Genomic DNA, 11,308 nt, shown 5'->3' with positions numbered 1-11,308 from the left:
CCCGCCGCCCCCGCCGCCGGCAGTGGTCTGCAACAAGGGTCCGTACATCGTGTTCTTCGACTGGGATAAGTCGGACATCACGCCGGAGGCCGCGACCATCCTTGACAGCGCGATCAGCGCTTACGGCAACTGCGACAGCGTGCCGATCATGCTGGCCGGCTACACCGACCGTTCGGGCACGGTGAAGTACAACCTGGGCCTTTCGGAGCGTCGTAACGCTTCGGTCCGGTCGTACCTGACCAGCCACGGCATTCCCGACGGTTCGATTTCGAGCCAGGCGTTCGGTGAAAGCAACCCGCGCGTTCCCACCGCTGACGGTGTGCGCGAGCTGCAGAATCGCCGCGTCGAGATCACTTACGGTCCGGGTTCGGGCATGTAAGCGAACCGGCAACGGTTACAGATTGGGGGTCCGGAGAAATCCGGGCCCCTTTTCTTTTGCGTGCGAAGACTGCGCATAGAAAAAGCGGCGGAGGCCTTATCGCCTCCGCCGCTTTTTCATTGAGCCAGCCCAGTGCGGCGAAATGCGCCTCAGCGCATTTCGCAATAGCCTTTCAGGCCGCGTAGGGTGTGGGGTCGGTCAGGCCCGCTTCGGCGAAACCCGCCTTGCGCAACCGGCAGCTGTCACACAGCCCGCAAGCGCGCCCGCCGGGCTGCGGATCGTAGCAAGACCAGCTCATCCCGGCATCAAGGCCAAGCCGGTGGGCTTCGCGCGCGATGTCTGCTTTGCCCAGGTATTGCAGCGGGGCATGGATCTTAAGCTGCTGCCCTTCGGCGCCCGCCTTGGTGGCCAATTCGGCGATATTTTCAAACGCCGAGATGAATTCGGGGCGGCAATCGGGATAACCCGAATAATCGAGCGCGTTGACGCCGATGAAGATGTCACTGGCCCCGATCGCCTCGGCCCAGGCCAGCGTGAGCGACAGGAACACCAGATTGCGCGCGGGCACATAAGTAACCGGAATTTCCGGCCCCACGCCTTCCTTGGGAACGGCGATGTCATCGGTCAGCGCGGAACCGCCGAACTGCCTGAGATCGAGCGGCAGCACCACATGGCGCTGGGCATTCAGATGCCGGGCGATCCTGCCCGCGGCCTCGATCTCGCAGCGATGGCGCTGGTTGTAATCGATGGTAAGCGCATTGATGGCAAAGCCGGACTCACGCGCGAGACCTGCCGAAACCATGGAATCGAGGCCGCCGGACAAGAGCACGACGGCCTGCCGGGTCTGAGAGGATGAAGGAGTCTGCATAGCCCCCGGCTACGCCGCCGGAAGCGCCCTGACAACTGCCTCTTGCCCGCTCAGTTACCGCACTTGCCAACCTTGCGGCCTTCGGCCGAAAACGAAAAGGGCAGGCCGTTCACAATGCCCTGGCTGTCGATCTGGACAAGGCCGCTGCTTTCACGCCGGATATGCGTGCGGCCATAGCCCCGGCCCTTGCAGGTATATTGCACCGTGACCTCGTCCGGCTTGTCATCGACGACGACGTGGGAACACGCCATGCCCTGATGCCGCAGCTGGATCAGCTTGCGCCCATTGTCGAGGCACAGTCTATGCACCTCCCCGCCTTGGCCCCGCTCGCGCAGTTCCCAGGCGCCGGTTTCAAGCTGATCGAGCATGCCCAGCCCGTGCCCGAACGCCGGAACAGCAAGAGCCCCAATGGCTGCAATCGCAAAAGGCACAGTGCCACGCTTCAACATAGTTTCCCAGAACACGATACTTATCCTGTCCTTGTATCGTTAGCAGGCCGCCGGAATTCAAGCACCTGGCCAAGCAAACAGCGCTCAAGCAGGGACGCGAAGAACTTTCGAACAGAAAGCGCAATCGACGGGAATCGTACCGTCTTCATCCCGCATTTCCGCCCGTTGGTCTTCGGGAAAGCGCGACAGGATCGACTGATAGTGCTCCACCGTGCAGCGGCATCCCCGTTGCAGCAGCGTGAGCGGTTCGACACGGACTTCCTTTTCCTCATGGAACAGCCGCCAGACCAGCTCTTCCATGGTAAGCGCGGGATCGGCCAGTTCCTCCCGCGTAATGCTGCCCGCGAGGATCGAAACGTGCTCCCAATCCGGGTGATCTTCCCCCGCGTGCAGCCGTTCCTTGCCTTCCTCGCTGTCCGGCAAGTGCTGGAGCAATATGCCGCCCGCCATGCAGCGCGGGCCGTTGTGCCGCACGGAGATCCGGATCAGCGTAGGGATCTGTTCCGATTGCGCAAAATACGATTCGCAAGCCTGCGCCAGCGAAGCGCCTTCCAACGGCACCACGCCCTGATAGCGGTCATTGGTCGCCGCCAGATCGAAGGTGATGGCAAGGTAGCCCTTACCGAACAGCTCTTCCAGGGAGGGCTGATCGCCCAGCGCCGCGACCGCTGCGTCGTCATGCCGGAGATAGCCGCGCACTTCCCCGTCGCGATAATCGCACACCAGCAGATCGACCGGCCCACCTTCAGACTGGGCCTGAATCGTCAGCTGCGATCCCTCCTCCTTCAGAAGCGCGCCCATCAGCGCCGTCAGCGCCAGCGCCTCGGCCAGCAAGTGCTTGACCAGCGGCGGATAGTCGTGCGCCGACAGCACCGTTTCCAGCACCGGCCCCAGCCGGACCACCCGCCCCCGCGCATGGCGCGCGGGAACGGAAAAGGCCAGAACCCGGTCGAAACCGGTGTCGTTTTCGCGCAGGAGGTAGTCCTCGGTCACAGCTTGCCCAGCGACCAGAGCAGCACCGACTTCTGCGCATGGATGCGGTTTTCCGCCTCGTCCCAAACCACCGACTGCGGACCGTCGATCACCTCGTCGGTCACTTCCTCGTTCCGGTGCGCGGGCAGGCAGTGGAGGAACTTCGCATCGGGCGCGGCGGCCGCCATCAACTCGGCGTTGACCTGATAGGGCTGCATCGCCGCAACATGCTGCTCGCCGCCCGCCTGGCCCATCGAAACCCAGGTGTCGGTTACCACGACCTGTGCGCCTGCTACGGCCTCGCGCGCGTCCTGCGTCAGGATCACTTCGCCGCCCGCCGCGCGTGCGCGCGCGATGAAGTCCGCATCGGGCTCATAACCCGCCGGGCCGCCGACGCGGAGCGTGAACTTCATCAGCCCGGCCGCCTCGATCAGCGAATTGGTCATGTTGTTGCCGTCGCCCAGCCAGGCCACCTGCAGGCCCGGCAGCGCATGGCCATGCTCGACGATGGTGAGCAGGTCAGCAACGATCTGGCACGGGTGCGAGAGATCGGTCAGGCCATTGATCACCGGCACATCGGCATAGTGCGCCAGCTCCTCGATCTTGGCGTGATCGTCGGTGCGAATCATGATCGCATCGACCATGCGGCTCAGCACACGCGCGGTATCGGCAATGGTTTCGCCGCGGCCGATCTGGGTGCTGCCCGCTTCCATGATCAGTGCCGACCCGCCGAGCTGGCGCATCGCCATGTCGAAGGACACGCGCGTGCGGGTCGAATTCTTCTCGAAGATCATCGCCAGCACGTGCCCGGCGAGCGGCGCATCGGCATCCGGCCGCGCCTTGGGCCAGGCTTTGCGCGCCGCCTTGCGGTCGATCGCATCGTTGATCATGGCCGCCAGCATGTCGCCGCCGGCATCGGCAAGGTTCAGGAAATCCCGCGCCATCAACCGGCCTCCTCAAGCTGGTAGCTGGCGGCCGCTGCCGAGAGCTTTTCCATGAATTCGTCGATATGGCTGTCATCGATCACCAGCGGCGGCAGCACGCGCATGACGCTGTCGCCCGCCGACACGGCCAGCACATTGTGGTTGTCCCGCATGTGCGCCACGAAAGGCCGCGGCTCGGTCTTGAGCTTGATGCCGATGAACAGGCCGCGCCCGCGCACTTCCTCGAACAGGTCGGGATAATTGCCGATGAACTGTTCCAGGCGCGACCGCAGCCGTTCGCCCTTGGCGCGCACGTCGGCGAGAAATGCCTCGTCCGGGATCACATCGAGCACCGCGCCGATCGCGGCCATGGCGAAAGGATTGCCGCCGTAAGTCGAACCGTGCGTTCCGGCCACCATGCCGCGCGCGGCCTTTTCGGTGGCAAGGCAAGCGCCGACCGGGAAGCCTCCGCCGATGCCCTTGGCCGTGGCCATGATATCGGGCTCGATGCCGTACTGCTCATAGGCATAGAACGTGCCGGACCGGCCGACGCCGCTCTGCACTTCGTCGAGAATCAGCATCAGGTCATGCTCGTCGCACAGCGCGCGCAGGCCCTGCAGGAATTCGTCCGTGGCGATGCGGATACCGCCTTCGCCCTGAATCGGTTCGACCAGGAAACCAGCCGTATTCGGCCCGATCGCCGCCTTGGCCGCTTCCAGATCGTTGAACTCCACGTACTTGAAGCCGGGCAGGAGCGGATAGAAGCCCTTGTGCATCTTCTCCTGATTCGACGCGCTGATCGTGGCGAGCGTGCGGCCATGGAACGCGTTGCTGAACGTAATCAGCTCGAACTTGTCCTCGTTACCCGCCGACTGGTGATAGGCGCGCGCCGTCTTGATCGCGCATTCCACCGCTTCCGCGCCGGAGTTGGTGAAGAACACCGTATCGGCGAAGGTCAGATCGACCAGCCGCTGCGCAATCGCTTCGCCCTGCGGGCTGCCGTAGAGGTTGGAGACGTGCATCAGCGTTCCGGCCTGCTGCTGCAGCGCGCCGATCAGGCCCGGGTGCGAGTGACCCAGGGCATTCACCGCGATGCCGCTGGCGAAATCCAGGAATCGGCGGCCGTCCTCGCTGATAAGATGGCAGTGCTCACCGCGAACGGGGCGCACGCCGCACCGGGGGTAAACGGGCATCAGCGGAGTGATCGACATGTCGGTATTCCTTGAAAACGATACGGGAATTTGAAGTTCGGAAACGACAAATGGCGGCCCTTGGCAGGCCGCCATTTGCGCGCATTTAGACTTTTGCAGTTCCCCGGTCAAACAACCGGGGTCATGCAGGCCGGATCAACCTTGATGCGGCACAAGGTTGACCGCCGAGTACTTGCCTCGTCGATCGACCTCGATATCGAATTCCACCCGGTCACCTTCGTTGAGCCCGGACATGCCCGACCGTTCGACGGCACTGATGTGCACGAACGCGTCCGGCTGGCCGTCATCACGGGTGATGAAGCCGAAGCCCTTCATCGAATTGAAGAACTTGACCGTGCCGGTGGCCTTTTCGCCGGTGAGCTGGCGCTGCGGCGCCGCCGGTTCACGCTTGGCGACCGGGATCACATCGCCGACGACCACGAGGTCGCTGGCGGAAATCTTGCCGCCGCGATCAACAAGCTGGAATTCCAGCTGCTGCCCTTCGGCCAGACCTTCCAGACCGGCGCGCTCAACCGCGCTGATGTGCACGAACACATCATCGCCGCCTTCTTCGCGCTGGATGAAACCAAAGCCCTTGGCACCGTTGAAGAACTTGACGACGCCCTTGCCCTGGCCAACGACCTGGGCGGGCATGCCGCCGCCACGCGGGCCGCCGCCGCCGAAGCCGCCGCGTCCACCGCCGCCGCCACGGGGGCCACCGCCACCGAAACCGCCACGATCATCGCCGCCGAAGCCGCCGCCACCGCCGAAGCGGTCTCCACCGCCTCCAAAGCGATCACCGCCGCCGCCGCCAAAGCGATCCTGGCCACCGAAACGATCCTGTCCTCCGAAGAACGGATCGAAATCGTCCTCCCCAAACCGATCCCGCTTATCGCGTCCCCTTCCGCGACGACCTCTATCAAAACCCATCTTTACGAACGTACCTTACGCTGCGCCCTGAAAGCATTCACCCGGACACGTGGACGAGACCGCGCCAGGCACAGAGCAAGAGACCAAACAGCAGTCTGCCTCTCACCTGCGATCACATCTCTTACACGAGTCCCTGACCAATAGCGAACAGAAATACGTGACCATTTCGGACCACCCGCCATTCGCTTTCGATCCTGATCTGCGATTTGCCTTGCGTGTTCGGCCAAGCCGGTCTTGAAATGCACGGGACCGGGGGACCATCTCGTCCCGGACCGCCAGCCAACGGAGAATGCACACGATGTTTCGCCAGATCACCGACACCGTCTTCGCCAGCCCGCAGATCGGCACCGATGCCATTGCCGAGGCCAAGGCTCTCGGAGTCGTGCGAATCATCAACAACCGCCCGGAAGACGAGGAAGACGGCCAGCCCGCCGGGGCCACGATCGAGGCCGCCGCGCGCGAGGCGGGCCTGGACTATGTAGCGATCCCGGTAACCCATTCGGGCTTCAGCGAGGGCCAGGTCGATGCCATGCTGGAAGCGCTGGAGAGCGCGCAGGGCCCAGTCCTGGCCTATTGCCGTTCCGGCACGCGCTCCACTCTGCTCTGGGCGCTGGCCCGCGCCAAGGCGGGCGACAACCCCACCGTCATCGCCTCGAAAGCGGCATCTGCCGGGTACGACGTCACCCCGGTGCGCCAGTTGATCGAGATGCTGGCCGCCTCCGCGGGCGGTTGAGCCCGCCCGGCCCTTACAGTGCGGATTCGCCCCGCTCGCCGGTGCGGATGCGCACGGCGTCCGCCAGTTCAAAGACGAAGATCTTGCCGTCACCGATCTCCTGATTGTTGGCGGCCTGGCACACGGCCTCCACGGCTCTGGCCGCCAGCGCGTCGGGAACGGCCACTTCCAGCTTGAGCTTGGGCAGCATGCTGGAGGCATATTCGGCGCCGCGATAGACCTCGGTCTGCCCGCGCTGGCGCCCGCAGCCGCTGATTTCGGTCACTGTCAGCCCCGGAACGCCCAGCGCGTTGAGCGCATCCTTCACATCGGTGAACTTGAACGGCTTGATGATGGCGGTGATGAACTTCATGCGCGCCCTGCCCCCTGATCCGCGCGTTACCCTGCCTTAACTCCGGAACCCGAAACCGGCCGGAGCCAAGCCACGCCGTATTTCTCATATCGCCGCAGCACACACAAAGAAAAACCGGCGCACCACACCGGTTGGCAAAGAAAAAAGGGCCGGAGCGGCTGGCTCCGGCCCATTGAGTTTGTGTTCGCAGGAGGAACATCTGCTGACGGCGGCGGGTGGGAGGAGAGGAGGAAGTACCCGCCGCCGCCAAACTCGTAAGATCTTAGTTGTAGGCGCGCTCGCCGTGTTCGCCGATGTCGAGACCTTCGTGCTCGACTTCCTCGGTAACACGCAGCCCGGTGATCAGCTTGGCAGCGTAGATCGCGATCACGGTGCCGACACCGGCCCAGCCGATCGAGACCAACACGGCCTTGGTCTGGATCCAGACCTGGCTTGCCATCACGAAGTCGTCACCGCCGGGGCCGCCAAGGGCTGGGGAGTAGACGATGCCGGTGCCGATGGCGCCGACGATGCCGCCCACGCCGTGGATGCCGAACGCGTCCAGCGTGTCATCATAGCCGAGGGCGGGCTTCACCTTCGAGACCATGAAGAAGCAGATGATCGAAGCCACGGCGCCCAGCACGATCGCGCCGAACGGGCCCGAGTTACCGGCCGCAGGCGTCACCGCGACAAGACCAGCGACGATGCCCGAGCAGAAGCCCAGAGCCGAACCCTTGTGGCCCGAGAAACGCTCAGCCAACATCCAGAACAGACCGGCCGAAGCTGTGGCGACGAAAGTGTTGATCATGGCGAGACCGGCGGTGCCGTCAGCTTCAAGCTCGGAACCGGCGTTGAAGCCGAACCAGCCCACCCACAGCAGGCCGGTGCCGACCATGGTCAGCGTCAGCGAGTGCGGCGGCATCGGCTCGGCCGGGAAGCCCTTGCGCTTGCCGAGGATCAGCGCGGCCACGAGAGCCGAGATACCCGCATTGATGTGAACGACGGTGCCGCCAGCAAAGTCGAGAGCGCCCCACTCGAACATGAGGCCGCCGCCCGCCCACACCATGTGCGCGATCGGGAAGTAGACGATCGTCAGCCAGATGGCGACGAACACCATCACGGCCGAGAACTTCATGCGCTCGACAGTGGCGCCCAGGATCAGGGCGGCAGTGATCGCGGCGAACGTCATCTGGAAGCAGATGAAGACGTATTCGCTGATCACTTCGTCAGAGAATGTGGCGGCCGTGCTGTCCGGCGTGGTGTTCGCGAGGAACAGGTTGCCCCAGCTGAAGAAGGCATTGCCTTCCGGGCCGAACGCGGTCGAATAGCCCCACATCACCCAGATGAGCATGGCCAGCGCGGCGGTGGCACCGATCTGCGTCATCGTGGAGAGCATGTTCTTCGAGCGGGTCAGGCCGCCGTAGAACAGGGCAAGGCCGGGAAGGATCATGAGCAGGACCAGAATGGTCGAGGTCATCATCCAGGCATTGTTGCCGGGGTTGGGGACCTTGGCCGCTTCTTCGGCCCAGGCCGGCATGGCGGCGAACAGCGACGCGGTCAGAGCGCCTGCGCCGCAGAGAATCTTGCGGTTCATCGTGGAAAGCCTCCTCAAAGCGCGGTGTCGCCGGCTTCGCCGGTGCGGATGCGCACGGCCGAAGCAAGGTCGAGAACGAAGATCTTGCCGTCACCGATGGCCTCGGTGCTGGCAACCTGCTGGATCGTTTCAACGATCTTCGGCGCCAGATCGTCAGGCGCGGCGACCTCGATCTTCACCTTCGGCAGCATGTTGGTCGAATACTCGGCCCCGCGATAAATCTCGGTCTGGCCCTTCTGGCGCCCAAAGCCCTTGACCTCGGAAACGGTCATGCCGGCGACGCCGATCGCGCCGAGTGCTTCACGCACCTCGTCCAGCTTGAAGGGCTTGATGATGGCGATGATGAACTTCATGCCTATCCCCTGTTTGTCACCGGCCCCAGCGCCGGCTGAGGAAGACAGAAGCAAAGGGTATGCCAATTTACCAACTGGCAAGATTCAAGGCGCCCTCACCCGAATGGACGCAAAACAGGCACGTTATATCGCCCGATTCGTAAGCACATGCCTATTTTTTGGGCAATGATAGCGTGGCAAAGACCGGCAAGTGGTCAGAACCTGTCGCCGATAACGGGCTGTGGTGCACATTGGTTCCCAGAACCTGCCACTCCGGCGAAACAATAATACGGTCGAGCCGTGCAATCGGCCGCCGCGAGGGGAAACTGCGCCCGGGAGACAGCACCCGCCAGGCCTCGCCATCGAATTCCCGCAGGCACCCGCCCCGCTGCGACCATTCGTTGAGATCCCCCATCAGCACGGTGGGGACGTGGTGATCGCAGTCCGCGCAATGGTCCAGCACGCTGCGCACCTGATGGCGGCGGCGCAGGCCCGACAGATCGAGGTGCATGCCGATCGCCCGCACCCGGCGCCCCTCCAGCAGAAGATCGGCGCGAATCGCCCCGCGCGGCTCCACCACCGGCAGCGGCACCGGCGCGGCCTCCACCAGATCGATGCCCTTGCGCACCAGCAGCGCATTGCCGTGCCAGCCCAGACTGTCCGGCTTCATCGAGAGCGGCACCGGCACATAGTCCGTCGCCGCATGAATGGCATCGAGAGGCAGCACCGCCATGCGCCGCCCGAAACGCCGGTCCACTTCCTGCAGGGCGACGACATCCGCGTCTATCTCCAGCAGGACGCGCAGGATGCGCTCATGATCGCGCCGCCGGTCGAGACCGACGGCCTTGTGGATGTTGTAGCTGGCGAAAGTGATCTGCACGCTGAGGCCCCGGTCTGCTGGCGGCAGAGACTCTATGCCGGAGTGCCTGCAATTTCCAAACGGGAGACTCAACGCTCCTTGGTGGCGCTAAACGTCAGATCGGGATTGCGTTCCTGCTGATAGCCCACGTCCCAGGCGGACTTGGCCATGAACACCGGGTCGCCGTCGCGGTCCTTGGCGAGGTTCATCTTGTTGAACTCGGCGAAGTCGCGCAGCGCCTGATCGCTGCCCCTGATCCAGCGCGCGGTATCGAAGGGCGAGGCTTCGAGCATCGCCTCCACCTTGTATTCCGCCTGCAGGCGCGAGATCAGCACGTCGAGCTGGAGCTGGCCGACCACGCCGACGATCCACTGCGAGCCGATCTCCGGATAGAACACCTGGATCACGCCCTCTTCGGACAGATCGTCGAGCGCTTTGCGGAGCTGCTTGGTCTTGGTCGGATCCTTGAGCGCAACGCGGCGCAGGATTTCCGGCGCGAAGTTGGGCAGGCCGGTGAAGCGGATCTGGTTCTTTTCCGAAAGCGTATCGCCCACGCGCAAGGTGCCGTGGTTGGGAATGCCGATGATATCGCCCGGCTCGGCGCTGTCGGCAATCTCGCGGTCCTGCGCGAAGAACAGGATCGGGGAGTGGATCGCGATCGGCTTGCCCAGCCCCGAGGGCGTGAGCTTCATACCGCGCTTGAAGGTGCCCGAGACCAGCCGCATGAAAGCAATGCGGTCGCGGTGCATCGGGTCCATGTTCGCCTGCACCTTGAAGATGAAGCCGGAAACTTCCTTGTTCTCCGGCTCGACTGGCCCGGCTTCCGTCGGCTGCGGGCGCGGCGGCGGAGCGTATTTCGCGATGGCGTCGATCAGCTCGGCCACACCGAAGTTCTTGAGCGCGGAGCCGAAGTAGACCGGCGTCAGGTCGCCGCTGCGATAGGCCTCCAGATCGAACTCGGGATAGCCCGCCTGCGCCAGCTCCAGCTCCTCGCCCACATCCTCGGGCAGCGTGACGTTCTCATCGACTTTGCCGAGGAATTCCTTGCTGCCGCCTTCGGGGCGGCTGACTTTGCCGGTGGCAATATCGAGAATACCCTCGAACAACCCGCCCATGCCGACTGGCCAGGACATCGGGCAGACGTCGAGCGCGAGTTTGTCCGCCACTTCGTCGAGCAGATCGAAACAGGCGCGGCCTTCGCGGTCCACCTTGTTGATGAACGTGATGATCGGCACCGAACGCAGGCGACAGACTTCGAAGAGCTTGCGCGTCTGCGGCTCGATCCCCTTGGCCGCATCGATCACCATGATCGCCGAGTCGACGGCGGTCAGCGTGCGGTAGGTATCTTCTGAGAAGTCCTCGTGGCCCGGGGTGTCGAGCAGGTTGAACGTGATCGTGCTGCCGTCGGGCGCGGTCTTCTCGAAGGTCATCACCGAGCTGGTGACGGAGATGCCGCGCTGCTGCTCGATCTTCATCCAGTCCGAGCGCGCCCGCCGCGCCTGCCCGCGCGCCTTCACCTCGCCGGCAAGGTGAATGGCACCGCCCTGCAGCAGCAGCTTTTCAGTCAGCGTGGTCTTACCCGCGTCAGGGTGCGAGATGATAGCGAAAGTACGGCGCGAATTGCTCATCCGCGCGCCTTTACTGGCGGGCGCGGCTTACCGCAATGTCTGGCGCCAATCACTGTTGCACCCCACCGTTCGTGTCGAGCGAAGTCGAGACACGTTAGCCCGGTGTCAGCGTGTCTCGAT

13 protein-coding genes are annotated in these 11,308 nt (G+C 63.9%); 2 read left to right on the top strand and 11 right to left on the bottom strand.

Features of this window, described 5'->3' with window-relative positions:
- The coding region (locus tag MTR66_RS10650) for an OmpA family protein (RefSeq protein WP_243920752.1) at nucleotides 1-379 on the top strand (379 nt) is incomplete at its 5' end.
- A 172-nt stretch (nucleotides 380-551) separates the two neighbouring features.
- Here the strand turns inward: MTR66_RS10650 and queC are convergent.
- The 6 genes from queC to MTR66_RS21365 all read right to left on the bottom strand — a co-directional run bounded on the left by queC (nucleotide 552) and on the right by MTR66_RS21365 (nucleotide 5,711).
- Nucleotides 552-1,247 (bottom strand): 7-cyano-7-deazaguanine synthase QueC, encoded by a 696-nt coding sequence (gene queC, locus MTR66_RS10645; RefSeq protein ID WP_243920750.1) that lies wholly within the window; start codon nucleotides 1,245-1,247, stop codon nucleotides 552-554.
- A 50-nt stretch (nucleotides 1,248-1,297) separates the two neighbouring features.
- Complete coding sequence (locus MTR66_RS10640) at nucleotides 1,298-1,711, bottom strand: hypothetical protein (protein WP_243920747.1); 414 nt, start codon at nucleotides 1,709-1,711, stop codon at nucleotides 1,298-1,300.
- 69 nt (nucleotides 1,712-1,780) lie between these two features.
- The gene (gene hslO / locus MTR66_RS10635) at nucleotides 1,781-2,689 is read right to left on the bottom strand and encodes an Hsp33 family molecular chaperone HslO (RefSeq protein ID WP_243920745.1); all 909 of its coding nucleotides are present in this window, start codon (nucleotides 2,687-2,689) and stop codon (nucleotides 1,781-1,783) included.
- Complete coding sequence (argF, locus tag MTR66_RS10630) at nucleotides 2,686-3,612, bottom strand: ornithine carbamoyltransferase (protein ID WP_243920743.1); 927 nt, start codon at nucleotides 3,610-3,612, stop codon at nucleotides 2,686-2,688. The genes hslO and argF overlap by 4 nt, the downstream gene beginning before the upstream one ends.
- Nucleotides 3,612-4,802 carry an aspartate aminotransferase family protein gene (locus MTR66_RS10625; RefSeq protein WP_243920741.1) on the bottom strand — a complete coding sequence of 397 codons (1,191 nt, stop codon included), beginning with the start codon at nucleotides 4,800-4,802 and terminating at the stop codon, nucleotides 3,612-3,614. The genes argF and MTR66_RS10625 overlap by 1 nt, the downstream gene beginning before the upstream one ends.
- 135 nt (nucleotides 4,803-4,937) lie before the next feature.
- Nucleotides 4,938-5,711 (bottom strand): cold-shock protein, encoded by a 774-nt coding sequence (locus MTR66_RS21365; protein WP_327194498.1) that lies wholly within the window; start codon nucleotides 5,709-5,711, stop codon nucleotides 4,938-4,940.
- A gap of 298 nt (nucleotides 5,712-6,009) precedes the next feature.
- On the opposite strand from MTR66_RS21365, the gene MTR66_RS10605 reads away from it, so the two are divergent.
- Nucleotides 6,010-6,444 (top strand): protein tyrosine phosphatase family protein, encoded by a 435-nt coding sequence (locus MTR66_RS10605; protein WP_243920738.1) that lies wholly within the window; start codon nucleotides 6,010-6,012, stop codon nucleotides 6,442-6,444.
- A gap of 13 nt (nucleotides 6,445-6,457) precedes the next feature.
- Here MTR66_RS10605 and MTR66_RS10600 read toward each other — a convergent pair whose 3' ends face one another.
- The 5 genes from MTR66_RS10600 to MTR66_RS10580 all read right to left on the bottom strand — a co-directional run bounded on the left by MTR66_RS10600 (nucleotide 6,458) and on the right by MTR66_RS10580 (nucleotide 11,188).
- Nucleotides 6,458-6,796, bottom strand: coding sequence for a P-II family nitrogen regulator (locus tag MTR66_RS10600; RefSeq protein ID WP_243920736.1), 339 nt, complete (start codon nucleotides 6,794-6,796; stop codon nucleotides 6,458-6,460).
- A 262-nt stretch (nucleotides 6,797-7,058) separates the two neighbouring features.
- Nucleotides 7,059-8,369 (bottom strand): ammonium transporter, encoded by a 1,311-nt coding sequence (locus MTR66_RS10595; RefSeq protein WP_243920735.1) that lies wholly within the window; start codon nucleotides 8,367-8,369, stop codon nucleotides 7,059-7,061.
- A gap of 14 nt (nucleotides 8,370-8,383) precedes the next feature.
- Nucleotides 8,384-8,722 (bottom strand): P-II family nitrogen regulator, encoded by a 339-nt coding sequence (locus MTR66_RS10590; protein WP_007687500.1) that lies wholly within the window; start codon nucleotides 8,720-8,722, stop codon nucleotides 8,384-8,386.
- 151 nt (nucleotides 8,723-8,873) lie between these two features.
- Nucleotides 8,874-9,581, bottom strand: a complete 708-nt coding sequence (locus MTR66_RS10585; RefSeq protein WP_243920733.1) for an endonuclease/exonuclease/phosphatase family protein — start codon at nucleotides 9,579-9,581, stop codon at nucleotides 8,874-8,876.
- 68 nt (nucleotides 9,582-9,649) lie between these two features.
- Nucleotides 9,650-11,188, bottom strand: coding sequence for a peptide chain release factor 3 (locus MTR66_RS10580; protein ID WP_243920731.1), 1,539 nt, complete (start codon nucleotides 11,186-11,188; stop codon nucleotides 9,650-9,652).
- Nucleotides 11,189-11,308: the final 120 nt, after the last annotated feature.

It is taken from the genome of Novosphingobium beihaiense (assembly GCF_022832375.1).
GTDB lineage: Bacteria > Pseudomonadota > Alphaproteobacteria > Sphingomonadales > Sphingomonadaceae > Novosphingobium > Novosphingobium beihaiensis.
The sequence above is the reverse complement of the archived record's forward strand: the minus strand, read 5'-3'. Positions and strand labels throughout refer to the sequence as shown.